General features: G+C 40.5%; 21 protein-coding genes. 16 read left to right on the top strand and 5 right to left on the bottom strand.

What is annotated here, in order from left to right; genetic code table 11:
- The first annotated feature begins 5 nt into the window (after positions 1 to 5).
- Positions 6 to 2,405 (top strand): GNAT family N-acetyltransferase, encoded by a 2,400-nt coding sequence (locus tag AOG27_RS04930; RefSeq protein WP_054551868.1) that lies wholly within the window; start codon positions 6 to 8, stop codon positions 2,403 to 2,405.
- Positions 2,380 to 3,081, top strand: a complete 702-nt coding sequence (locus tag AOG27_RS04935) for a (2Fe-2S)-binding protein (protein ID WP_054551869.1) — start codon at positions 2,380 to 2,382, stop codon at positions 3,079 to 3,081. Before AOG27_RS04930 ends, AOG27_RS04935 begins: the two co-directional genes overlap by 26 nt.
- 46 nt (positions 3,082 to 3,127) lie before the next feature.
- On the opposite strand, the gene AOG27_RS04940 is transcribed toward AOG27_RS04935, so the two are convergent.
- Positions 3,128 to 3,577 carry an Lrp/AsnC family transcriptional regulator gene (locus AOG27_RS04940; protein WP_054551870.1) on the bottom strand — a complete coding sequence of 150 codons (450 nt, stop codon included), beginning with the start codon at positions 3,575 to 3,577 and terminating at the stop codon, positions 3,128 to 3,130.
- 99 nt (positions 3,578 to 3,676) lie between these two features.
- On the opposite strand from AOG27_RS04940, the gene AOG27_RS04945 reads away from it, so the two are divergent.
- A complete protein-coding gene (locus AOG27_RS04945; RefSeq protein ID WP_054551871.1) occupies positions 3,677 to 4,267 on the top strand; it encodes a LysE family translocator in 591 nt (196 codons plus the stop codon).
- A 59-nt stretch (positions 4,268 to 4,326) separates the two neighbouring features.
- Here the strand turns inward: AOG27_RS04945 and AOG27_RS04950 are convergent, their stop codons facing one another.
- The 3 genes from AOG27_RS04950 to AOG27_RS04960 all read right to left on the bottom strand — a co-directional run bounded on the left by AOG27_RS04950 (position 4,327) and on the right by AOG27_RS04960 (position 7,767).
- On the bottom strand, positions 4,327 to 5,508 hold the full coding sequence (locus AOG27_RS04950; protein ID WP_054551872.1) for a hypothetical protein: 1,182 nt from the start codon (positions 5,506 to 5,508) through the stop codon (positions 4,327 to 4,329).
- 254 nt (positions 5,509 to 5,762) lie between these two features.
- On the bottom strand, positions 5,763 to 6,386 hold the full coding sequence (locus AOG27_RS04955) for a penicillin-insensitive murein endopeptidase (RefSeq protein WP_327077876.1): 624 nt from the start codon (positions 6,384 to 6,386) through the stop codon (positions 5,763 to 5,765).
- A gap of 193 nt (positions 6,387 to 6,579) precedes the next feature.
- Positions 6,580 to 7,767 carry an ROK family transcriptional regulator gene (locus AOG27_RS04960; RefSeq protein ID WP_054551874.1) on the bottom strand — a complete coding sequence of 396 codons (1,188 nt, stop codon included), beginning with the start codon at positions 7,765 to 7,767 and terminating at the stop codon, positions 6,580 to 6,582.
- Positions 7,768 to 8,028: 261 nt separating this feature from the next.
- Here AOG27_RS04960 and AOG27_RS04965 point away from each other — a divergent pair, with 261 nt between their 5' ends.
- The 8 genes from AOG27_RS04965 (at position 8,029) to AOG27_RS05000 (ending at position 19,520) form a co-directional block, all read left to right on the top strand.
- On the top strand, positions 8,029 to 9,129 hold the full coding sequence (locus AOG27_RS04965; RefSeq protein WP_082389194.1) for a substrate-binding domain-containing protein: 1,101 nt from the start codon (positions 8,029 to 8,031) through the stop codon (positions 9,127 to 9,129).
- Between the two features lie 8 nt (positions 9,130 to 9,137).
- Positions 9,138 to 10,106: an ABC transporter permease gene (locus AOG27_RS04970; protein WP_054551875.1), complete on the top strand. Its 969-nt coding sequence runs from the start codon at positions 9,138 to 9,140 to the stop codon at positions 10,104 to 10,106.
- Positions 10,099 to 10,872, top strand: a complete 774-nt coding sequence (locus AOG27_RS04975) for an ATP-binding cassette domain-containing protein (RefSeq protein WP_054551876.1) — start codon at positions 10,099 to 10,101, stop codon at positions 10,870 to 10,872. Before AOG27_RS04970 ends, AOG27_RS04975 begins: the two co-directional genes overlap by 8 nt.
- 12 nt (positions 10,873 to 10,884) lie before the next feature.
- Positions 10,885 to 12,483: a glycoside hydrolase family 3 protein gene (locus tag AOG27_RS04980; protein WP_054551877.1), complete on the top strand. Its 1,599-nt coding sequence runs from the start codon at positions 10,885 to 10,887 to the stop codon at positions 12,481 to 12,483.
- A 110-nt stretch (positions 12,484 to 12,593) separates the two neighbouring features.
- Positions 12,594 to 15,170, top strand: coding sequence for a TonB-dependent receptor (locus AOG27_RS04985; RefSeq protein WP_054551878.1), 2,577 nt, complete (start codon positions 12,594 to 12,596; stop codon positions 15,168 to 15,170).
- A gap of 337 nt (positions 15,171 to 15,507) precedes the next feature.
- Positions 15,508 to 17,685, top strand: coding sequence for a carbohydrate-binding protein (locus AOG27_RS04990; RefSeq protein ID WP_054551879.1), 2,178 nt, complete (start codon positions 15,508 to 15,510; stop codon positions 17,683 to 17,685).
- 129 nt (positions 17,686 to 17,814) lie between these two features.
- The gene (locus tag AOG27_RS04995) at positions 17,815 to 18,558 is read left to right on the top strand and encodes a hypothetical protein (RefSeq protein WP_054551880.1); all 744 of its coding nucleotides are present in this window, start codon (positions 17,815 to 17,817) and stop codon (positions 18,556 to 18,558) included.
- A 47-nt stretch (positions 18,559 to 18,605) separates the two neighbouring features.
- Positions 18,606 to 19,520: a hypothetical protein gene (locus AOG27_RS05000; RefSeq protein WP_054551881.1), complete on the top strand. Its 915-nt coding sequence runs from the start codon at positions 18,606 to 18,608 to the stop codon at positions 19,518 to 19,520.
- On the opposite strand, the gene AOG27_RS05005 is transcribed toward AOG27_RS05000, so the two are convergent.
- Positions 19,517 to 20,803 carry a S8 family serine peptidase gene (locus tag AOG27_RS05005; RefSeq protein WP_235523672.1) on the bottom strand — a complete coding sequence of 429 codons (1,287 nt, stop codon included), beginning with the start codon at positions 20,801 to 20,803 and terminating at the stop codon, positions 19,517 to 19,519. The genes AOG27_RS05000 and AOG27_RS05005 overlap by 4 nt on opposite strands.
- 170 nt (positions 20,804 to 20,973) lie before the next feature.
- Between AOG27_RS05005 and AOG27_RS05010 the strand changes: the two genes are divergently transcribed.
- From AOG27_RS05010 to dps, 5 genes are all read left to right on the top strand, one after another.
- A complete protein-coding gene (locus tag AOG27_RS05010; protein WP_054551883.1) occupies positions 20,974 to 21,465 on the top strand; it encodes an RNA polymerase sigma factor in 492 nt (163 codons plus the stop codon).
- Positions 21,462 to 22,154: a hypothetical protein gene (locus tag AOG27_RS05015; protein WP_054551884.1), complete on the top strand. Its 693-nt coding sequence runs from the start codon at positions 21,462 to 21,464 to the stop codon at positions 22,152 to 22,154. Before AOG27_RS05010 ends, AOG27_RS05015 begins: the two co-directional genes overlap by 4 nt.
- Positions 22,155 to 22,165: 11 nt before the next feature.
- Positions 22,166 to 22,630, top strand: a complete 465-nt coding sequence (locus AOG27_RS05020; RefSeq protein WP_054551885.1) for a CC0125/CC1285 family lipoprotein — start codon at positions 22,166 to 22,168, stop codon at positions 22,628 to 22,630.
- A gap of 166 nt (positions 22,631 to 22,796) precedes the next feature.
- Positions 22,797 to 23,216, top strand: a complete 420-nt coding sequence (locus AOG27_RS05025; RefSeq protein WP_054551886.1) for an HPP family protein — start codon at positions 22,797 to 22,799, stop codon at positions 23,214 to 23,216.
- A gap of 227 nt (positions 23,217 to 23,443) precedes the next feature.
- Positions 23,444 to 23,962, top strand: a complete 519-nt coding sequence (dps, locus tag AOG27_RS05030; RefSeq protein ID WP_054551887.1) for a DNA starvation/stationary phase protection protein Dps — start codon at positions 23,444 to 23,446, stop codon at positions 23,960 to 23,962.
- Positions 23,963 to 23,967 lie beyond the last annotated feature (5 nt).

A 23,967-nucleotide genomic window follows, 5' to 3' on the forward strand; every position in this document is an offset into this window, starting at 1 on the left:
CGACTATGAAAAATATTACTGAAACTCATATTAAGCACGCTTTGCTTGGTGATGTAAAAATCAGAACATTAAACCCTGAACACGATCTAACGACGATTACCCCTTGGCTTAAACATCCCCAAGCTCAATTTTGGGGAGCAATGGAACATTCTCCCGAAGAGATTTTAGATTTTTATACAACACTTAATAAAGATGAGGCTCAACAAGCCTATTTGCTTGAAATAAACCAAACACCGATTGCTTTAATTGAGATTTACAAACCACACATACTAAAACTTGAGAACCACCTAGCGCTTAAAAACGGCGATTTAGGCATGCATATTTTACTCGCTCCAAAGCAGTTCTCTGTGGCAGGGTTTAGTCTTGCTGTTATGCAGTCGGTGTTAGAGTTTATGTTTAATACCCTCTCATGTGAGCGAGTGATTGTGGAACCAGATGTAGCCAATCATAAAATTCATCGCCTTAACTTAAAGGCAGGTTTCAGCCATCATAAAGTTATTAAATTAGGTCAGAAAACTGCATTACTAGGTAGTTTAGAAAAAGATCATTTTAATTACTTACAGCATCTTTCGTCTCGCTTCGACACTTCACAGCAAGGTCCCGCAGTGCAACAAGCAACGCCATCTTGCAGTACCTCACATCTAGACCAACAAGCGTGGCAATACGCAAACCGTTTACTGATTGCCAAAATGCTCAGTGAGTTTTATCACGAACGACTATTTAGCTACGACAGTGAAAAACCAAACCATTACGTGTTGCATACCATGGGTGGGCAAAGCTATCAGTTTAAAGGTGAATCAATGCTGCTTAATCACCTACAAGTTGAGCCAAATAGCATTACTAAAATGGCGCTTAACCACAGCCAGCCATTAGACGCTATCGCGTTTGTACTTGAGTGTAATGACAAGTTAAACATAGACAAATCAATGCTTGGCACCTATCTCGAAGAACTCGCGAGCACACTCAGTGGCTTTACATTTAAATTTAAAAATAATCGCTATAGCGCTCAGCAATTAGCAGACGCAGATTTTCAAGTGATCGAAACCCAAATGACCATGGGTCACCCAAGCTTTATTGCCAACAATGGCCGGATTGGTTTTAACTCACAAGATTTTCACCAATATACGCCAGAAGCCGCAAACCCATTTCAAATTATATGGCTTGCCTGTCACAAACAGCACACCACCTTTAAAAGTACCGATGATTATAAATACGAGAGCTTGATTGCCGATGAGCTTGATTTAGCTGAGCGTTTACGCTTTGAAAAAGCACTAACTGAGCAAGGTTTAAAGCCAAGTGACTATCTGTTATTTCCTATGCACCCATGGCAATGGTTTAACAAATTAGTCCATGTTTATAGCTATCACATCTCGCAAAAACATATTGTCTGTTTAGGCTACTCACAAGATAGTTATTTACCGCAGCAATCAATTCGTACCCTGTATAACATCAGCAAACCGCACAAATGCTATGTTAAAACCGCCTTATCGATTTTAAATATGGGCTTTATGCGGGGCTTATCGAGCGCCTATATGAAAGTAACTCCGGCAATAAATCAATGGTTGTTCGACTTAGTAAACCAAGATAGCTATTTAAAATCTCTGAAGTTTCAACCTTTAAGAGAAGTCGCAACCCTTGGCTTTGATGAGCAGTATTACACTCATCCAGCGCTTGGCGATAATCCTTATAAGAAAATGATGGCGGCTCTTTGGCGTGAAAATCCAGCTCAATACATGGACGAGAATGAAAGCCTTGCCACTATGGCAAGTCTGCTTCATATCGATAGCGAAGGCCGTTCATTTGTAAGCGCTAAAATTGCCAAGTCGGGGCTAAGTGCTGATAAGTGGCTAGCCCACTACTTACAGGCTTATATGACACCATTGCTACATTGTTTTTACCAGTATGATTTAGTCTTTATGCCACATGGTGAAAATCTCATCGTTCGATTTAACAATCATGTTCCGGTAGGCGTATTCATTAAAGACATTGGTGAAGAAATTGCCTTATTAAATAGTAATATCGAGCTGAATGATGAAATAAAGCGGATTAAGGTAACCATTCCAGAAGGCGTTGCCGTGTTGTCTATTTTTACTGATATTTTCGATTGCTTCTTCCGCTACCTTTCGGCAATTTTAGTAACTGATGGCCTTTTGACCGAACAACAGTTTTGGCAAGCCGTCGCCGATACAATTGTTCAGTATCAGGCGAGTCATCCCGCACTTAAAGACAAGTTTGCTGAACATGATTTATTTGCTGAGTCATTCCCATTGTCGTGCTTAAACCGCTTACAGCTGCGTAACAATCAACAAATGGTTGATATTACCGACCCAGCTTCAAGCTTGCAGTATGCAGGTGATTTACAAAACCCATTGGCGCAATATGCACTTGCAAACACAACAGCATAATAAGCTTGAGTTAGCCTTACGTCAGCAGTGCTCACTGCTGACGTTCTTAACTCCAACAATCGATGAACAATGGTTTAGCAGTCAATGTTTAACTAGCAAGCAATTAACTGATTTAGCTAACGCTATAAAATTAAGAGGAGCAAATGTTACTGAGGGATATGTCGCAATCAATCTCTACTTACAACTGAACTGGCAAGTTATTTACTTATTAGTAGCCTGTGTAGAGCAGCTTGGTTGCATTCCTGATCTGGTCAATATTAAGCAGCGGGTAACAGGCTCACATATTTATGGTTTGGCTAATTTAAATATCATGGCTCAACAAGACTCTTTTAATAATGCAGATTTGATTGAACTGGCAGCCAATCATTTATTTGACCACCAGCAAGCTTGGTATAATAACTTGCCATTGCAATACAGGCTAAATAAAGGATTATTAAAACGTTTACAAAGTGATACTTTCCACGCAGCGTTAATCGCTTGCTGGCCAGACAAATCGATAAAATTTATAGCAAAGCGTTTTCAACCATGGCAAAAGCTATGTGGTAAACATCGCTTTAGTGATCAAAACAATAAGCTGACATTTATGCGTAAAACCTGCTGCTTACACTACCAACTTGTAGCCGCTGATTATTGCGCTAACTGCCCGTTAAACAAAAAAGGCACTAGCGCTTGCTAATGCCTTTTTCCAAACGTTTTCTATATAAAGGCTCTAAACCTATTCACTAAGCGCGTTCATCCTTCGGCGATTCCATCACTACATGAGTTGTAATGGTTCGTACTTGTGGGATTGAGCCAAGTACATCAGCATGAAATGCTTTATAGGACTTGAGATCCGCCGTCTCAACTCTCAACAAATATTCAAACGAGCCAGTTACATTGTGGCACTCTTTTACTTCATCAATAAACTCAAGAGCGTGTTCGAATGCTCGCTGAGAGACGGTTGAGTGCTCATTTAAACCAACCCCAACATAAGCGATAAACCCAAGGCCAACAGCCTGATTATTAATAACCGCCCGATACCCCGCAATAACCCCAAGCTTTTCTAGCTCTTGCACTCTACGAAGGCATGCCGATGGCGATAAACCCACTTTATCTGCCAGCTCGGCATTGGCAATTCGGCCATTGCGTTTAAGCTCATGCAATATTCTGTCGTTAATTTTATCTTTTTTCATTTTTGATTGTGAACTTTAAATATACACAACAACATTAAGCGCAAAAATTGCGCGCATTACAACTTATAATTGCATCTAAATTCAAATGGAGAGATAGCGATGAGTTTTGAAATTTTATCAGCCTTGGCATTATTTGCTTTGGTGTCATCAATTACCCCTGGGCCAAATAACTTAATGTTGATGAGCTCAGGTGCTAACTTTGGCTTTAAAAGAACCACACCACATTTACTTGGCGTGACGCTTGGCTTTATGTTGATGCTGGTTTTGGTGGGCCTTGGCATCATGCAGCTATTTGACTTGTTTCCACCAAGCTATTTGATATTGAAAGTATTTTGCATTGCTTATTTGCTCTATCTGGCGTTTAAAATTGCCACAAGTAACGCACAACAAAAAGCCAGTAGTGAAAGTAAGCCGTTTACTTTTATTCAGGCTGCACTATTTCAATGGGTGAACCCAAAAGCGTGGGCAATGGCATTAAGCGCGGTTAGTTTATATGCCCCAGATAAAAACCTCACCTCAGTGTTAATCGTAAGCCTCGTATTTGGTTTAATTAACCTGCCTTGTGTCAGCTCGTGGACACTACTTGGCGAAAAGCTACAACACTGGCTTGCCAGCCCAAAGCGCTTAAAAGCATTTAACTACCTAATGGCAATTCTATTAATCGCTTCAGTGATGTTTAGTTTGTTTTAAATGATTATTAAGATTGAAATACCAATTCACTTGAGTAAGTGAATTGGCTTGGATCTAAACTACATAAATTCAAACTGCTCAACAGTTGCGAGCTTTAATTTGTCTATATCTTTTTTGGCCGCTTTACAATGACGACGTAACTTTGAAGGAACATCTTTATCTGCAACAAGGCTTTTTAGCATAGCTTGATAACGCATCGTTTGTGCATTGGCAATAATTTTACAATAGTACGCGACACCATCTAGCATACGCCCATCGACAGTATATTTATTTTGCCAGAGCTTATTCGCTAATGCGTCTAGGTATTGCTCTTTATAAACACCGATATTATAAAATTTCTTACCAAGGATTTGAGTTTCGGTACCATCAGCTTGGTTCACTACATCAACAAACTGATAATGCTCTTGGCTATTAACATTATAAGTTAACTTTGAGTAAAACTGCCCATCTGCAGGTGACTTAACCATTTGAACACTGCCAAGATCTGTGAAATGAAATATTTGTATTTCAGGCTTGTTATTAAAAAAGCCTTTTTCAATATAACGAATATGATCAGGCTCACCTAACTTCTTAATAATAGCTTCTGCGCTTAGCCCCTGCTCAAGAAAAAACAATGGGTTATCAAATGACTCTGTTGTGATAGCAACCTGCTTTTTAATAGTCGCTTGCGTTTTTGGCGGCTCGGGAAGTACAACTTTACCCTTAACTAATTTGGCGATTACAGCTGTACTCTTATCAGGATCACCTTTTAAAACAACAGCATCAGATACTTGCTCACCAGCGCTATTTACAAGCCAAACAGACGAAAAGTCACTACTCAAATATCCCTTTACTAGATAGCTTTGTCCTGCTTCTGGAATAAAAGATACATCACCTGTAACAATGTAATTCGTTCCTGAATTAAACATATAGTTAATAGGTGCGGCATGATGGACCTGCGCTACTAGTGTTAGTGTCATTTCCTCTGCTGGTACTTTTCGACTAAACCCCACTGGTGACAGAACCATACCTTGTCCATAAGTAGCTTGGTTTGTTGCCCTAATAGCGTTATTGACATCTTTACCATTCACTTTACTCAAGTAAAAGAAGCGACCTGTACTAGTTGCCATGGTTCTGAAGGTGTCATCTATAGTTGCTGTTTCGCCCTGATATCCTTGAGGAACAGGGTTATAAGTTGTCATACAAGCAGATAAAGTTGATACAAAGAATAAAATAGCAAAGATTTGTATTAATTTTTTCATATTTTTAAATTCTATATTTAATAGTAAATTCTAAATTAAAATGCTTAAGCTATGTGCATAGTGAGGCTTTAAGCATATTAAATACAAACAGAGGCATGATTCTATTTTTCTTAAAGAAAACGTGAGGGACTTACTTAAAAGTGGCACAAGTTGAAACATCCATGTTTTGCGCAACGTACTTTATCAGCTTTCAGCTGCTTGTTCACTAAAACCGTATAATCTAATTAACAATTCTAACCGTAATGAATTGAAGACTATTTTTCACACGGCACTAAAAAATCAACATGGTAATGCTCATCATGTCGCACCCAGGATGGTTTAGTCGAAAACTGAATATGCTCTTTTAAATAGTCGGCATACTTGGTTTTATAAAGCCCAGCTTGCAGTGTTGGGTCAAAGATCACTCGCCAAAGGTCGTAACCTTTTGCTGTTGCCGATTTATGCAGCTCAACAATATGAGCTGCTAAAGCAGTGTAATCAATCTTAAACTGTTCAAACCGGCCTTGTTTATCAAATTCAATATCGTAGCCAAAACGATTAAATACATGAGTTGGCAAATGAACTGATTGCCCCTTTTCGTTAACAACAGGTGTCATAAAATCAACCGACAAACCATTTTGATGGGTTTTATGCGGGCTAAATTTCCCGCCATTTTCTAAGCCCGTTTCAGCGTATTTGTATCGTTTATCAGGATGGGATTTCTGGAGCGCTTGGTAGGTATCAACAATGATGTTTTTTACCTGCGAATGAACATACGTACGCCCTGCCAGCTCTGCCATTTTGCTGTAACTGGTAAAGTTATCACCCTTGCTGGGTAGTTTTACTGCATTACGCACATAGCCATTGGCAGTCGTTCCACCACAGACGCTATTAGCCAAAACCGATCCAGAGCAAAATAATAAGGCTAAAACTAAACATGTTTTCATTGCAGTAGCTTCTTTAAAAATTTAAAGCTTAGTGACCTGTGAATGAACAAAAAGTGAAAATAGAACCTACTTTTAATCCTTATAAATCAATCAAATGTTCTAGCCTTTCTAAAATTATCTAGACACTAAAACAGCTTACTCATTATCACTCGGAGAGAAACACTAATTGCTGAAGCTCGGTGTAACCAAGCTCTAACGGAATATGGAGTGTTTGCATATTCTTACGACTCAATGCGGCGTGCAGAGGGAGAACAGCTAACCCTTTTATAGTGATATTAGCTACATCCGGGGTTTTTATAAGTCTAACAACCTCTCTGTCTCCATATTGCGAGATAGAAGGTATAAAAGGACGTAACTGCTTAATTAATTTCTCTAATAAAATTTCATTCACATCACCACCCATAATGATAGTTTGCGTATTTAAAAGAGATTCAAGGGTATGAATTGCAATACGAAGAGGCTCTGATGCTTGCTCTACCCACAGATCTAACTGCTTATTTACAGCACAATGAGCTATAAGCTCTTCTTGAGTTACCCCATTTAGATTTAACATCGTTCTTAAAGACGCCATTGACGCAAAGTCATTTAAACGCCCAAGCTCAGCTGTTTTTTCATCAGTTTCTGGCGTAACAAAAATATCGCCAAGTGCTCCAGTTAAGCCATTTTGACCCAGCAGAATTTGTCTGTCATAAACGACTGCCGATTCGACTCTTAAGCCTAAGTGGATAAAAATAAAGTTATGTAATTGCTGAGCTTCACCAAATAACATATGGTATGCCGCACAAGCAGACGCTGACGTCTCTAAGGCGATGGGTAATTGTAATTTATTAGCGAGCTTGTGCTGCAACTGTTTATTAAATGTATAACCATTTATTGCGCTATCATCACTCGTTTCTACAGACAAACCAGCACCTAGAATCAATGATTTATCGATATCATCGACTTGAACTAACGTATCAACTAAGTAGGCAGTTTTGTCTAGTAGGTTTTCTGATTCAACGAGTGTATGTAACCGATTTATTTGCTCACCATTGAGGTAAAAAAGACCTACCTCTAGCTCGTTATTAGCGACTCTTATCGCTATTGTGTAAGCTGCTTTTTTATTAAGGACAAGCATTTTAGAGGGTTTTCCTGCCCCTTCAGCTTTTTTAATCCCTACTTCTTCTACTAGTTTTGCAGCTAAGAGCTCTTCAACCATGTTGGTGATTGTTTGCTTTGTCAGCTGCGTATTTCGCGCTATTTCCACACGAGAAACGGGGCCTTGAGTAACAATTTGCGAGAGCACAAGACGCAAATTTATCGCTTTATTTTGCTTTGCGTTAGATCCTTTCACTTTAAGCCCACCTTTTTACATCTTTTATAACGTCTTACGCAGTTTAAGCCATCCTAGCAGGAAACCGAATAAAAATTAATTAGTAAAAACATTTGACATATTTATATTCATAGACAAATATGATTATAAATAAAACAATTAAGAAATGTTATTTTTACTTTACTCTTACATAACAAAACCAACTTACCTAACAATTACATATAGTTATAGTAAGTTATTACTATTAAGTAAAAATGCATGAATTAAACAGGACTGTTTAATATGTCTACAACTAGAAAAAACAAAAATCATAGCGCATTAAAGTCACCAAACATCGTCTTTTTGAGCCTTTTATATATACTTTGCTCTTACAGCTTCTCTTTATCTGCGAAAAATATACAAGAGATAGACTGGTCAAAAGCCGCTAACTCTAGCGATATCAACCTCTCAGCTGAGCAAATAAACACAATAAAAGATAAAAAGCTCACTGCTGCTCTCGTTTGGCACGGCGCGAGCCCTTGGATCAATGCTGTTAGCCGAGGTGCAGAAGATGAATTTAAAAAACTAGGCGTGAGGGTCATTGCTCAGACAGATGCGCAATATGACCCTGCAAAACAAGTAGCTGATTTAGAGAACATTTCAGCATTAGAGCCTGACTTAGTTTTATCTCTGAGTATTGATGGCATAAGCACAAAGTTAAGTTATCAAAAAATACTCGCTGGTGGCGCTAAACTCGTCTTATTAAGTAACCCTATCCCTGGCTTCCAACATAACAAAGACTTCGCCGGAATTGTCACTGATGATATGTTTGGTATGGGCGAAGCTGCCGCAACGCTTGTTGCACAGGCATCAAATGACACAGGGAAAATAGGGATCATTTTCCATGATGCTAACTATTTTATAACCAACAATCGCGATCAAGCCTTTCGAAAAGCTTTAACACGTTACAGCAATATTAAAGTGATTAGTGAGAAAGGCTTTGTAAAGGAACATGAAACCAGCAATATTGCCGCAGCAATGCTGTTACAACACCCTGAAATAGATACTATTTATGTGTCATGGGATACTGCCGCAGAAGGTGTAATTGAAACACTGCGCTCAATTGGCCGTAAAGATATAAAAGTAGTCACTCACGATTTGGGAGTAAATAACCTGCTTGATATGGCCATGAATGGCAACTTATACGGCACGATTTCAGACCGCCCATACGACATTGGTAAGACCATGGCTCGCATTGCTGCAGGTGCCGAAATTGGTATTCAAGCACCTGAATTTACTCTGGTCCCTTTCGATTCGGTAACCCACGAAAATATAGCCTCAATTTGGCACAAAGCATTCAAAGCACCGCTGCCTAAACTACTTGATTTAGCATTAAAACAATAAGGAATGACATGAGCATAAATCAACTAACACTTGATCAAATAAAGGGGCTTGCGTTAAAGCGAGAGTTCTTTATTTACTACATATTTCTAACCGTGATGCTGTTATTTACTGTGACGCTTCATGACAGTGGCTTCTTTAGCCTAACTAACTTCATGAATATCGTAAGACAAACAGCCCCCGTCACTATTATGGCAATTGGACTAACATTTGCGTTAGCTGTTGGACACATTGATTTATCAATAGGCGCTGTCGTCGCACTGTCGGCCTTAGTTGGTGCAATTTTACTACAGCATGTTGGTATTCCTCTTGCAGTAGTTGGCGCCTTAAGCGTAGGGCTGATTGTAGGTCTGATTAACGGCTTACTAATCGAGCGTTTACAGGTCTCGTCTTTGCTTATTACCTTAGGAACTATGGGTGTAATCACCGGCGTTGCAAGACAAATTACTAATTTAGAGTCTGTACCAATTATTGACCAAACTTTTACCGCTTTTTTTGGTGCCGGCGAGCTATTTGGTGTGCCATCTTTGCTTATTTGGACCCTTGTTATCGCAGTTATTGCCTATGTAGTTTTAACTAAGCTTTCTTTTGGTCGCCACTTGCTTGCTGTAGGCGGTAGTCCAAAAGCAGCACTTGCTATGGGCATTAAAGTAACCCGAATTCGACTTTATGCATTGGTTATATCTTCTTTAGCCGCTGCCCTTGCAGGTCTGTTATATGCAGGTCGCTTACATGGCGCACGTTACACACTCGGTGAAGCAGACTTATTAACGGTTATTGCCGCCGTAGCTATTGGCGGAACCAGTCTTTTTGGTGGGCGCGCTTGCATAATTGGCGCAATTTTAGGCTCTTGGTTAATGGGCATGATTAATAATGGACTTATTCTTTCTGGTTTTTCAACCAATGAACAAATGATTGCACGCGGTGTAATTTTAGTTATTGCCGTAGCTATTGGCGTCAAGGAGTTAAAAAATGGTTAGAACAGCACTCGATCAAGTCGCCTTAGAAGTTCGAAACATTAGAAAAAGTTTTGGCGGTGTTCACGCACTTCAAGGAGTTAATTTTACCATTAATAAAGGCGAAGTTGTTGGCTTACTTGGAGACAACGGCGCAGGTAAATCAACTTTAGTTCGCTGCGTTTCAGGCATTCATAGCCCTGACGAAGGAGAGATTATTGTCAATGGTCATGAGGTCAATATTAACTCCCCTCTTGATGCACGAAACGTTGGAATCGAAACTGTTTTCCAAGACTTAGCTATGGTGCCTGAGTTTAATATTACGGAAAACTTATTCCTTAATCGTGAAATAAAACACAAAAACCCAATTCTTCGTAAACTTGGCTGGCTAGATAAAAAAGCGATGGAGAAAAAAGCCAAGAAAGCATTGAACCGGCTTAATAGCCGTATTCCGAGCTTCGAAGAACAAATTTACCGTTTATCGGGAGGCCAGCGTCAAGCAGTTGCTATTGCACGAGCAGTAAACTGGGGAGCTGATATCGTTATCATGGACGAACCAACAGCCGCTTTAGGTGTGGAACAAAGTGCTCAAGTCAACGAGCTTATTAACCTCATCAGTTCGCAAGGTGTTGCCGTATTACTGATCAGTCATAATATGCAGCATGTCGTCGAAACATGCGACAGAGCTGTTGTACTTTACCAAGGTCGATCAGTCGCCGATGTTGCAGTTTCAGAGGTAACTAAAGAAGACTTAGTAAGCTTAATCACAGGCGCTAAAACAGCGGCATAAAGGAGTATGAGAATGAGTATAGAAAAAAAAGTAGCCCAGTTAATCGACACACTTCCCTTAGCCGAAAAAGTTGGCCAACTGTTTTTACTCGCATTTGCAGGAAAAGACTACGATTACGCAAAAACATTAGTCAAACAGTTTCATGTTGGTGGTTTTTATATCACAGATGACAACGCTGCCAATCAAAAAGAAGCAACCAACATGGCTGCTATGTTGCAGCAGGAAGCTGCTTTAAGAGCATGTGATGTCCCATTGTTACTTGCAGTCGATCAAGAAGGTGCCTGGGGCATACTTACACACTATACAGATTTAGGCCCCGGAAACCTTGCGCTTGGGCAGGTAAATGACCGCTCATTAACAGCTGACATGTATCAAGTGTATGGGGAACAAATGCAACACATTGGCTACAACACTCTGCTCTCGCCTTGTGCAGATGTTAATGCAAACCCTAATAACCCGATTATTGGTTTGCGCTCTTTTGGGGAGGAGCCCGTGGCGGTTGCTCAACATGTCGGTGCAGCAGTTGAAGGGGCAAATAAGTCAGGTAATCTCTGTTGTGCAAAGCATTTTCCAGGTCATGGAGATACACACAGTGACTCGCATCAAACTTTACCTTCTGTGGATAAATCTTTTACCGCCCTCATGCAGCAAGATCTAGTACCATTTAAAGCCGCTATTGAACAAGGTGTTGGGCTTATAATGACAAGCCATATTTGCTACCCGCAGATAGACCCCGACAACCCAGCCACATTATCAAAGATAATTTTGCAGGATATTCTACAGAAACAATTAGGCTTTAAGGGGCTTATTATTACAGACAGCATGAATATGTGGTCTATGAGGCGTAATTATGAGCCAAGCGAGGCCGCAATAAAGGCACTTAAGGCAGGGGCTCATATTGTCATGTTAAGTGAAGAACATTACGAAAACAGTACAACTCCCTACAAAGAAATTCAAGCTGCCACGATTCAAGGTGTTATCGACGCCGTTAACAATAACGAGTTATGTGAAACCGTGATTAATGACAGGCTTCAACACGTATTAGTGTTTAAATATACGCACTTTGCAGATGCAATTAGAACGCCATATAGCCTAGTTAATAAAGCCTCAGATATTGCAAAACTTGCAGCAGAGAAAGCGATAAAAGTGCTGAGAAATGAAAATGGACTTTGGCCACTCGACAAACACCAATTTACCTTAGCTTTTGCAGCGAACCCGCAAGGTTACGATAAAATAACTAATGACAGAGGGATTGGTCCTAACGATCCCTTATCTGCTCAACATGTCATAGTAAATAAACTAAAACAGCGAAAAACACCACATACTCTTCTCAGTTATCAACAACTACTGGCTGCGCTTAATAGTGAAGAGTTTCGGCTTAAAGAACCATTAGTACTAGTAACCGAAGATTATCCTTTGCCAGGCGAGTCATTCGATGTTTTAGACCAACAAAACATACTCAAAATGGCCGTTGAAAAGTGGCCAGATCAACTTGTAGTCATTGGGATGCGCTCTGATTACGAGCTTGCTAATCACCCACGTTTAAAAACCTATATTTGCGCATACTCTAGCCGAGCTATTAGTGCTGAAATAATTGCAAAGCTGCTTTAACACGCTCATAAAACAACCAAATTAAACTTGACAATTAGTCAAAATGATTTAATAAATAATTAGTAAATCAATTTTATTAAACATAATGATAACAACAAAGGGGTAAACAAATGAAAACCACCGCGGCTTTAAAAACTCATTATTTAACGCTATGTATTATGACAGCGCTATCAAGCGCGTCATTATCAACCTATGCTCAACAGAATGAAACTCAAGCGCAAGAAAACAAGGAAATGGAAACCATTGAAGTCCGTGGTATTCGTCGTAGCCTTACTGAAGCATTAAACACCAAGCGCTTCGCAGACTCAGTTGTTGATTCAATTTCAGCAGAAGACATTGGTAAGTTTCCAGATAAAAATATTGGTGATGCTATGCAGCGCATCCCTGGCGTTACGGTAGTGCGTACTTTTGGCGAGGTTGCGGGCGTAACAGTACGTGGTACTGCACCAGAACAAAGCATGGTGTTACTTAATGGACAAAATGTTGCCAGTGTTGGTTGGTTTGACTTAGGCGGTATGAATCGTAGCTTCAACTTTGAGATGCTCGCAGCAGAGCAAATCTCTGGAATGGATTTATACAAATCAGCAGAAGCTGACATCAATGAAGGCGCAATGGGGGGTACTGTTAACCTAAAAACAAGAAAACCGCTTAACCTAGATAGTGGCACCGTATACGCCTCTGTTGAAAACAGCTATCACGCCAACGCTGAAACTTGGTCTCCTGCATACTCTGGTCTTGTTAGTTGGAAAAATGACAACGAAAACTTCGGTATTTTAGTCGCTTACTCAAACGAAGAGTCAAAAGTATATCGTGAAACGTTATCAAACTTTGGCCCAGCGGGTAATGCCACATTTGTTGATACAAATGGTGTCGAACGTCAATCATATGGGGCAATGTCATCAATTCTATTTGATGAAGATAGAGAGCGTAGCAGCTCACAAATCACTCTACAATATGCTCCTAGTGATGCGTTGAGTATGGATTTAAATTACAACTTGTTTGAACTTGAAAACAGCCATGTAAACTCTGCTCAATTTGCCATTGTGGGATTTGGTCAAATGCAAGGTGACTCTGTTGTGGTTAATGACCAAGGTATTGTCACTGCAGCAACGTCACTTGCATCAGGCCCAGGCCCAGCTCCTTTGTTTAATAACACCGTATTACGAACTCCGAAAATGCAAACCGATGCCCTTAACTTTTCACTTAACTACAATGCGGACATTTGGTCTGCTGACTTTGTAGTTGGTCGTTCTGATGCTAAAGGCCGTACTTTACAATCAAGTACTTGGTGGGGCGATATTACAGATACAGCAAACTCGAGTTTCAGCTTTGATGTTGCAGGCCCATTAGAGTTGGTGCCTACGAACCCAGACTACATGAAAGATCATAACAATTTTGCACTATTCCAAGAGTTCACATACATCAACTACAAGCGAGACAATACTATTGACTATGCACAGGCTGACTTTACCTTTCAACTTGAATCGGGCTTATTCACATCTGTTCAAGCAGGTATAAAGATCCAAGAGCAGGTGTTTTCATCGCAAGGTGATTTCCAAGATTTAGATGTAGTAGCGGCACAAGCTGACAACTTAACTTTAGCTGATTTTAATGGCGGTTTTGTATCTGGCTTACACAGCGCTGAAGGTCGAGCAGGTAGTTTGTCAGCATTCCCTGTTGCTAGCACCGCTATCTGGGATTACGCACACAAAAACAAGCCTTCTGAAATTACAGTAAAAGATGCATTCTCAATTGAAGAAGACATCACTGCCGCCTACGTGAAAACTAATTTTTCTGGTGAAGGCTTTAGAGGTAACATCGGCTTACGTTATGTCGATACAGATATCCTCTCAACCGGCAGTATAAATGGCGAGCCTGACAAAATCAGTAAAAACTACAGCAACTACTTACCTAGTTTAAATTTGGCGGTTGATTTATCAGAAGATATGATTTTCCGTTTTGCAGCAGGCTCTGCAATATCACGTCCTGATTATGACGATATGAAAGTTGCCGATATCATTTCACAAAGCTTTCAAACTGCCAATGTAGGTAGCCCAGAGCTAGACCCTTATAAATCAGATCAGTATGACATGGGTGTTGAGTGGTATTTCAGTCCCTCTTCAATTATCGGTGCAACATTCTTCATCAAGAATATAAGTGATTATATTGAGCAAACCACAGTAAAAGAAAACTATCCAGGCTGTGGCCCTGAATGTCTTGTAACGCGTTCAAGAAATGTCGGTACAGCAGATGTTCGAGGCATAGAACTGCAATATCAACAAGACATTGATAATGGCTTTGGTATACAAGCAAACTACACCTACACAGACAGTAGCCGTACAAATTCAGCGGGAGAAGAAGTTCCAATTGAGGAAGTTTCACAAAACTCATTTAACCTATCTGGTTACTATGAAAATGATATGTTCAGTGCGCGTCTAGCCTACAACTACCGCGATGACTGGGTTCGACAATATAATGGTAGTAGCCTAGACAGTATGAACGACCCATACGATCAATTAGATGCATCCATTGTTTGGCATGCCACAGATTATCTAGATATCACCCTTGAAGCAGCAAACATATTGAATGAAGCCCTCGTCTTACGTCAACCAAAAGCAGGCAATATTGTTCATAGCGTAGATGAGTTTGGTACCCGTTACTTTGTTGGCGCAAGCATACGATTCTAAAAACCTATTTATGGAGTTATTTGCTTATACCGGGTGAGGTTTCAGTTTCCTTACCTTGTACTTTTAGCTAACACAGAGCTCCATGTTCAACCATAAGGCAAGTTGCCCAGCTTGCCTTACTTTCCAACCAAAAGCTAAACCCACCATATTAGTAAAAACATTTGACTTATTTTTAAGGTACAACTACCTTTAACTTTGAGGTGAATAAATCGTTAACAAAAAAGCACCTTAAATCCAATTTCATGGATAGCAAATATCATACTTTTTAACTTCTGCAGTAAAGGCTAGGTATGTGTTGAAGGCCATGAGTAACAACATTATCAACAGGAATAATCGAATGAAAATTACAAAAACAGCAGCAATAGTTGGCCTAGTTCTCAGTAGTAACGCATCAGCTGGTACCGGTGTGCAAAGCTTTTTAGACAGTCTAAGGGACTTCGAATCTGGTATTAACCCAAACCTTGCTAACTTTTACAGTGATAACCTAAATAATCCTGTTTACACGTATGCAAAAGTATCTGCACCAGGTCGAATGATCAGGGACTGCGCAACAGGCAGTATGATCCCTGAACCAACCACTATCAGTGAGTTTTTTACTAAGCTCGGAATTGACGACATTTATAACCCACAAACGCCAAACGATCCTCAAATGTTCAAAAATATGCAATATAACTCAATGAACGCATGGGGTTTTGTTGGTTATCAACTAGGTGAAGCGGTCTTAATTGACGCGGGATACTACAGCCCAAAAGTTGTTGAAGTTGATGGTGTCGAATACGACAGTTTCTATGTATTTGTAGATGACTCAACTTGGATAGGCTGTGAAACAGAAGCGCTTGTCGAAATTGTTGGATCAGGCGGTAACATGATTCTAGCGACAGATGTAAACAAGTGGGAAGGTAATTTTGTAGGTAAAAATGGCGTTAATTCATTTCAAGACCTGCTCATTCCAGACAATCAAGAATTAGTCATGCGCGATGCAATGCGCTTTAACTACGGTGTTATGACACAGTTATTGCAAGACGCTAACATGACATGGTCACAAGCATTAGCTAAAAGTTGGCCCGGCACTGACGATGATGGTAATGCTATTCAAGTTCAAGCAACCATGTCTGGATTATTAGCTGCAGCCCACCTACGTGGGGCATGGGGAACAGCTAGGCTACTTACCAACGATGAAATCACTTGTGATGAATTAGGCACTTGTATTACTAAGTATGTCGATAAATTTGGTGGCTACAATACAATTTTTGATACCCCTGCAAATGATACGATCGAAGGCTCACAGTATGATGAAAGACTATCTGCAGGCTGGGGCAATGACGCCGTTATCACTGGCGGCGGAAGCGACATTATTGAACTTCACGAACAAGCAGGTTCTATCACGACGCTGAATGACTTTACTATAGGAGATGATTTAATCGTACTGAGAGATTGGCAAACTGCGAGCCCGTTAGCTAACTTAACTGTTGCAGATGTAGCACAAGGGGTTGAGCTAACATTTTCGGGTCAAACTATCTTAATCAAAAATACGACTGCCGGCCAAGTAAACCAAAATACAGCCAATGTTATTGCTGAATCCAAAATATACGAAATAGCTTGGTCAGGTACGCAAACAGTAAATGGCTTTAACCCTCTACTAGACAAAGTTCGCGGCACAGCAGGCATTGGCTTCAAACATTTAAAAGCCTACGAAACTGACACATCGCTTGTTGTCGGTGTTCAAGCACAAGACGGAGGTATTTACAGTTCGATTGAGTTAGTAGGCTTAACTTTGTCTGATCTTACACCTGAAATGTTCGATAACGTGACGGGTGGCTTTGACCGTTTAGGTTATATTGTCCCATTAAGTAACCAAAACTGGGGTTGGAATGTTGAGTTAACAATTAATAATTTTGATATTGATAAAACAGTAATCAGTATGCCGTTATTTAACTACAGTTACTCTATGTTGGTGCTAACACAAGAAAATAATGACACTGTTATTACGCTGAATGAATCTTCATCACAGGGAGATCAAAAACGTTTAATATTGAAAAACATTGATGTTACGAGCCTAACAGCTGCTAACTTCGAGTTTGTGTCTGGTAGCTTTAGTGACGCATCAATTGAAATTCCTGTTTACTTTGATATATCTGCTCAAGTGATTGGCAGTGGTGGCGCAATCTCACCAACTCCTGATGCTAGTAATGTAATTGCCGCTCAAGGTAATCAAGATTTCACTATCAACTTTATCCCTGAAGCAGGCTATCGTGTGGCTTCTGTAAAAGTGGATGGCACTCTTATCGCGAATCCTCAAAGTTCATATACGTTCAGTAATTTATCAGCTACTCACTCAGTTGAGGTCACATTTGAATTAGGAAGTAGCTGCCCTACTGCTTGGGACTCAACAGCAATCTATGTAGGCGGAGATCAAGTTACCTACAATGGTCAAACCTATGAAGCCAAATGGTGGTCTCAAAACCATCAGCCAGATTTAGGCGACCCATGGAAACTAGTTACTCCATGTAATTAAGTCATACTCATGCCGAGGCACTTCACCTCGGCATATTTTTAAAAAATAGCTATAAATTTAAATTTTTTGGAATAAACCTTTCACCCACTCGTTACCTCTATGTCAATTCGCAAAAAAGAGGACGAGACAATGACAAACTTCAAACAATCACTTATCGCAATCTGTGTCGTAACTGCAACAGGCTTTTCAGCGGCTTCATCAGCAGCTGACGTGCAACTATCAGTAGCATCTGAGCAGCAAACAGCAAATAATAGTCAAGTTTCGACTGATTCAAACCAAGCAACGTCGAATACGACACTGATACAATCAACTCAAGTGTCGGGCTCGGCAACAACACAAAATTCATCAGCTGGTGTGAATACTGAAAGCTCAAATAGCGGCCAAGCAAATAATCAAACAACGCTTGAAAACGATGAGCAGCAGCCTGCGGAAACTATGCCAGAGCTTGGTTTAACAAACTCGGTATCAAGCGCTTCTCAAGCTGCCAATACCGTAGCGCTAGCTGGTGAATCAATGCTGTCAACTGCGACATCTGCTGTTAGTAATGTAGCCGTCGCGAACACTAATTCGAACACAACTAACGCAATGCAAAATCAATTGAGTCAGCAAACAGATGTATTAGCGTCTTTAGAGCCTAGTGAGCTAAGCTCTGCTGGTCTAAGTCAAGCCTCGCAAATCACTAATGACCTGCAATCATCACTGACTAGTAATGTACAACAAGCTGCAATGAGCTCTGTACAAAGTAGTGTTGAGCAAACCATTTCATCAACTGTTAGCAACAGCGTCAATCAACAAGTTGCTGAGCAAGTATCCGCAGCGACGACTACCGAAGTCGTTAATAACATTCAAAACAGCTTGAACTTAGGCCTTTAACCAATAGCGTGCCGGGTTATCCCCCGGCGCTCCTTTAGGAGATTATTATGCGTTCAATTAATAAGCTCATCACTTTAAGTGCGTTAACCACAAGCATTCAAGTATTTGCTTCAGATGCAACTTTTCATGCTGATGCACAAATTGGCTTAACGAATAACTCCGATTTAGCCATTAAAGAGTTAGATGATATTTCTTCACAAAGTGATACGGGTTCAATACTTAAAGCTGGCGTTAGCGCTGAGTTACATGCAACTGACAACCTTAAGTTCACACCAAGTTATCGATACGAGCAAACCAATTATAATCAGCTTGACCAGTACGACTTGGCATTGCATCAATACAGCCTTGATTCTAGCTATAGCCTTTCTGGTACTGATGTAGGTATTCGTTATGACGGCGCTTTAGCAAAAGTAGCAAAAGAAACATTTTTAACCTTGGATCAAGCAAGTTTGTATGTGGGCCACTACTTTAATCCAACAACCTATCTGCGTACTGCAATTAGGGCATCAGATAAACAATTCGCCACACAGTCAATGCGCGATGCAAAAGGGTTAGGGCTTGATTCGAACCTGTATTACTTTATTAATCAGGGTAAAACGATGCTGCTTTTAGGCGCTAGTTTAGATAAAGAAAATGCTGATTCAGAGCAATTTAACTTTAAAAGTTGGGGCTTAAATACGGGCATCACTCATCGTTTTAAAGCGTTTGATATAAGCAATAAAGCAGGATTAAGCTGGCGCTATCAAGATAAAAACTACCAAGAAGTTATCAACCAACCACTTACACAAAGCGAGCCATCTCGGGATGAAAGTCGCAGTGTAGTCAGCGCATTTTGGCAGCTTTCTGTTTTTGACTCTTTGCAAATTGTTACTGAAGCAGAGTACGGCGATTATCAATCTAAGCTGGCAGCAAACACCTATACCCAAAGCATTGCTTCGCTGTCATTAAAAGCCAGCTTTTAATTGATTACGCCATGTCCAAACACCGCATCTTTGCCTACTTCACCTAAATCATTCGCTTGTTGCTGTAACGCCTGATAAATGTTTTTAGGAGAAGCATTTGGCTTTGCCGATAAGCATGCAGCCGCCGCTGAAATACGCGGCGCGGCAATAGAGGTTCCAGATTCCCGACCAAGATACCCCCCAGCTTTTAACGTCATGACATTGACGCCTAATGCCGCAAAATCAATATAATCACCTTTATTTGACCAGCGATAAATTCGGTTTTGGCTATCTAGTGCCGTGACAGCAATGACATGTTGGTATGCCGCAGGATAAAGTGGCAGCGCAGCAGGTCCTTCATTGCCTGCAGCCGCCACTAAAGTTACTTGTTTAGCCGCTGTAGCATTGATTGCTGCCGCTAAAATAGCGTTGTCGGGCCCAGTAAAACTCATATTGATAACAGGCACCTCGTTAGCAACCAACCAATTAAGTGCTTCAACTATTGCAGCTAATGTCGCCCCTTGTGAAAAATCAGACTGCTGATAAAACACCGCCGCGCTGTATAATGTTGCCTCAGATAATAACGGCATGAGCTGCCCATACTTACCTACCAAAACGCCAGCAACCGCAGTGCCGTGCAAATAGGGGGGTACTAAGTCATTTGCAAGAAATGACTGCATTTTTATCTGTGTGTTACTAAATCCCGGATGAGTCGTATCTATCGCACTATCAATCATGCCAATTTTTACAGACCAGTCACACATTGCTGTAAGCTTTTTTGTAGACGCATCTTGCTGAGAACCATTTTGTGCTTGATAAATATGATTTCTGTCCAATAACGCTGCATCATCGAGTGAAAGTAAACGTTGCAAATGCGCTTTTGAATCGTAATTGGTCGGGACAACAAACCGCACTAATGACAAACCCAATGACGTGTATTGTTTAGTGACGATAATTTGCGCGCCAATTTGCAACAGTTTTGCCTGATGCTGTTCATTCGCAAGCATTATCCATTGCCTTTCAACTGCACGAAAACCATGCTCAACGTCGACTTCAACAAATGCAGGAGCCTGTAACTGATTGAGTATCTCTAGCCTTTTGGGTAGCGAGGTCACAATGGCTGTTGCGTCGTCGATTAACTCATGTTTGCGTATGCTTTCTACTTGGCTAGTGATGCGCGGTTCAAGTTGATTAATAACAGGATCTACCTGTTCTATCACACCATTTATTGGCTTGATAATCGCAGCTGATAGCGTACTTGAAGTAAACAGCAAACTACTTAAAATGACTGATTTCAATTTCATGTTACAGTGACTTCTCATTTAGTTAGGTACTACTATAACGTTTCAGTGAAAGAAAAATTGCATTTATTGGGAATAAAACTTTTTCTTGCTCGTTATAGTAGTGTGAGTTGGCTGAATCATTGATGAGTTATTTCATTAATCGGCCCTTACCCTAACCAATAAGGGAAACTATGACAAATACAGTAACCAGTTTATTACCAGCGCTGCGACGTTTTGCATTTTCGCTTACCGGCAATCAAGCAGATGCCGATGATATTGTACAAATGACCATCGAGAAACTTTTACAAAAAGGCATGCCCGATGATATTGAACCACTAAAATGGGCTTTCAAGATCTGTCGCAATGTTTGGATCGACGAATACCGCTCGCAAAAAGTGCGCTTAAAGGCAGTTCAAAATACAGAACTTCAAGAACCCATCTGTGACGATGAACAAGAGAGTTTCGCAACCCAAGAGACTTTGCAGCGGGTAAATAACGCTTTAACAACCTTGCCAGATGAACAACGCGCTATTGTATCCCTCGTGGCAGTGCAAGGTATGGCTTACAAAGATGTTGCGCACATCCTCGAAATACCTGTTGGCACCGTGATGAGTAAATTGTCACGAGCCAGAGCTGCACTTTATCAATTAATTAAGCCTGATTTCACTAAGGAAAACGCATGAAGATTGATGACCAAACACTCAGTGCTTTTTTAGACAATGAATTACCAGCAAACGAAATGGACGCAATACGTAATGCAATTGCTGAAGATGAGCAACTCGCTTTACGCCTAGCTGAACTATCTGAAGTTGACATGCTAGTTAAACAACACGCAGCACAGATTGATGCAATGCCCTTGTCTGATGAACTTGCACAAACAATCGAGCAACATAATAAAGAGAATGTCGTTTCGCTATCTAAATGGCAGCAAATTAAACTAGCTGGTCGTAAACAAATGGCCGTTGCAGCAAGTATTGCGGTGCTTTTTACAGTCGCTATTGCTAGCTTTGTTCAACAACAAGGTTTGGAACAACCCATTGCCAACGCATTAGATCAACAACTGAGTGGCGACAACACACTATTAGATACAAACAGAAGCCTAACTGCACAGCTTAGCTTTGTTAATACTAATGGCGATTTTTGCCGCCAATACACGCTGTATTCTAAAACTACCCAGCAAACACATATTGCTTGTAAACAACAAGGAATTTGGCAGCTTCATGCATCGAGCGAGCAACGCGCAATTTCAAGCCAAAGCTATCGCTTAGCAAGTAAAACACCTGCGCTTGATAGTTACATCGACGAGCACATTCAAGGCCAACCGTTAGATCGTAACGCCGAACAACAAGCACTAACTAACCATTGGCAATAAGCGAGACAATCATGAAACACGTATTATTAGCTTATATTGCCATTGTATTAATTGGCTGCACCAGCAGCCAACATTCGAATGATAAAAACATTCCTGGCTTAACAACTAAGCAGCTTGCAGATAATCAATATATCCTTCGATACGAGACTCGTCACGGTTCAAAGCGCTCAGCGCTTGAGCAAAGTATGCTGCAAGCCGCCAAAGTTACGATAGACACCGGTTATGACTGGTTTCTCGTTGCCGAGCAGGCAATTGATGTTGAACGCACCAAGCCCACTAACAAACCACGTTTTGAGCAAAGAGCACACTGCGGTTTATTAACCTGCACAAGTCAAACTTCGCCAGCACTGCATGAGTCAACGTTATTAGAGCGCACAATCGTCATACAATTAACAATCATTTTAGGAAAAGGCATAAAACCAAGTGAAAAAGCGCATGATGCTTATACGCTAATTGAACAAGCTAATAATTCATAAAATTAATATTTAAAGGTAAAAATTATCCTCATTACATCTTTTTACCTACGGCTGAACTGCATAAGTAATTACACCGTTAATCACTAATACTTTGATCTCACTTAAGTGAAATTAACTAGATAAGCGCTAAACTTACCACAACTTGATTAATTGTAAGGATGTAGCCATGACACACCTAGTTAGTGATTTAATGACGCCAGACCCATTTGCTATTAGCGCGCAAAATACCCTGCATGATGCTCATAATCTAATGAAAGAGAAAAATGTTCGTCATATCCCCGTGATCAATGAGCACGGTGGTTTGGTGGGCATGTTAACGCAAAAAATCATGATTGCTCAGGTAATGAATATCATGGCTAATTACAGTGCCAGCGCCCTCGAACGCAAGGAAAAGCAAACTAAAGTGGTTGATATTATGGCTACCGATTTTACCAGTATCTCGCCAGAGCAACCGCTACACGAAGTTGCTAAGTTTTTTGTTGAAAACCGTCATGGCTGCATGCCTGTGGTTGATAAAGATAACAACCTAGTGGGCATTCTAACCTCATCTGATTTTGTTCGTTTAGCAGCGGCTTTACTTTCTTAAGTCGTAACTTTGTATCTGCACACTGAATTTTTTACAGAAGGTGTGCAGAGTTTTCATACTTCTTCTTAACTAGTACCACCCTCACTCAAGACTTAAATAAAATTAATCTTTTAAATTCAGATCCTTATAATTTAAAAATTATTAGGCACAACGCTTGCTTCTGTGTAATTACACATGCTTTTTAGATTAAAAGCGAAAGGAAATTTACAGATAATCTCGGAGGAGTAATGAGTAATTCATCATCAAAAATCGCAGAATTTACAGCACCGGGTGTTAAAGACCAAGCTGCAGCGGACACGATTGCTATTCTAGACCAACGCATGGTCGCTTTAATCGATTTACACCTCACTTTAAAACACATTCATTGGAATGTTGTTGGTCCTAATTTTATTGGTGTACACGAAATGTTAGACCCACAAGTAAGCGCAGTGCAAGAGATGACTGACACGATTGCAGAGCGTATTGCAACCATGGGCGGCGTACCTGTTGGCACACCTCAATCAATTGTAGAACGCCGTACTTGGCAAGATTATTCAATTGGTAAAGGCTTAGTGACTGACCACCTAACAGCGCTTGATAAAGTGTATAACGGAGTCAATAAAGACCACCGTGCAGCTATCGATAAGCTTGGCGAGCTAGACCCAGTTTCTGAAGATATGATCACTGGCCAACTGGCTGATTTAGAACAATTCCAATGGTTTGTTCGTGCACATATCGAATCGTCTACCGGCGAATTGAAAGGTTAAACCCC

The sequence above is a fragment of the Pseudoalteromonas lipolytica genome (genome assembly GCF_001306915.1).
GTDB classification, from domain to species: domain Bacteria; phylum Pseudomonadota; class Gammaproteobacteria; order Enterobacterales; family Alteromonadaceae; genus Pseudoalteromonas; species Pseudoalteromonas simplex.

Coding starts and splice junctions, on each gene's coding strand:
- AOG27_RS04930 (WP_054551868.1), top strand. CDS start 6: ATGAAAAATATTACTGAAACTCATATTAAGCACGCTTTGCTTGGTGAT.
- AOG27_RS04935 (WP_054551869.1), top strand. CDS start 2,380: ATGCACTTGCAAACACAACAGCATAATAAGCTTGAGTTAGCCTTACGT.
- AOG27_RS04940 (WP_054551870.1), bottom strand. CDS start 3,577: ATGAAAAAAGATAAAATTAACGACAGAATATTGCATGAGCTTAAACGC.
- AOG27_RS04945 (WP_054551871.1), top strand. CDS start 3,677: ATGAGTTTTGAAATTTTATCAGCCTTGGCATTATTTGCTTTGGTGTCA.
- AOG27_RS04950 (WP_054551872.1), bottom strand. CDS start 5,508: ATGAAAAAATTAATACAAATCTTTGCTATTTTATTCTTTGTATCAACT.
- AOG27_RS04965 (WP_082389194.1), top strand. CDS start 8,029: ATGTCTACAACTAGAAAAAACAAAAATCATAGCGCATTAAAGTCACCA.
- AOG27_RS04970 (WP_054551875.1), top strand. CDS start 9,138: ATGAGCATAAATCAACTAACACTTGATCAAATAAAGGGGCTTGCGTTA.
- AOG27_RS04975 (WP_054551876.1), top strand. CDS start 10,099: ATGGTTAGAACAGCACTCGATCAAGTCGCCTTAGAAGTTCGAAACATT.
- AOG27_RS04980 (WP_054551877.1), top strand. CDS start 10,885: ATGAGTATAGAAAAAAAAGTAGCCCAGTTAATCGACACACTTCCCTTA.
- AOG27_RS04985 (WP_054551878.1), top strand. CDS start 12,594: ATGAAAACCACCGCGGCTTTAAAAACTCATTATTTAACGCTATGTATT.
- AOG27_RS04990 (WP_054551879.1), top strand. CDS start 15,508: ATGAAAATTACAAAAACAGCAGCAATAGTTGGCCTAGTTCTCAGTAGT.
- AOG27_RS04995 (WP_054551880.1), top strand. CDS start 17,815: ATGACAAACTTCAAACAATCACTTATCGCAATCTGTGTCGTAACTGCA.
- AOG27_RS05000 (WP_054551881.1), top strand. CDS start 18,606: ATGCGTTCAATTAATAAGCTCATCACTTTAAGTGCGTTAACCACAAGC.
- AOG27_RS05005 (WP_235523672.1), bottom strand. CDS start 20,803: ATGAAATTGAAATCAGTCATTTTAAGTAGTTTGCTGTTTACTTCAAGT.
- AOG27_RS05010 (WP_054551883.1), top strand. CDS start 20,974: ATGACAAATACAGTAACCAGTTTATTACCAGCGCTGCGACGTTTTGCA.
- AOG27_RS05015 (WP_054551884.1), top strand. CDS start 21,462: ATGAAGATTGATGACCAAACACTCAGTGCTTTTTTAGACAATGAATTA.
- AOG27_RS05020 (WP_054551885.1), top strand. CDS start 22,166: ATGAAACACGTATTATTAGCTTATATTGCCATTGTATTAATTGGCTGC.
- AOG27_RS05025 (WP_054551886.1), top strand. CDS start 22,797: ATGACACACCTAGTTAGTGATTTAATGACGCCAGACCCATTTGCTATT.
- dps (WP_054551887.1), top strand. CDS start 23,444: ATGAGTAATTCATCATCAAAAATCGCAGAATTTACAGCACCGGGTGTT.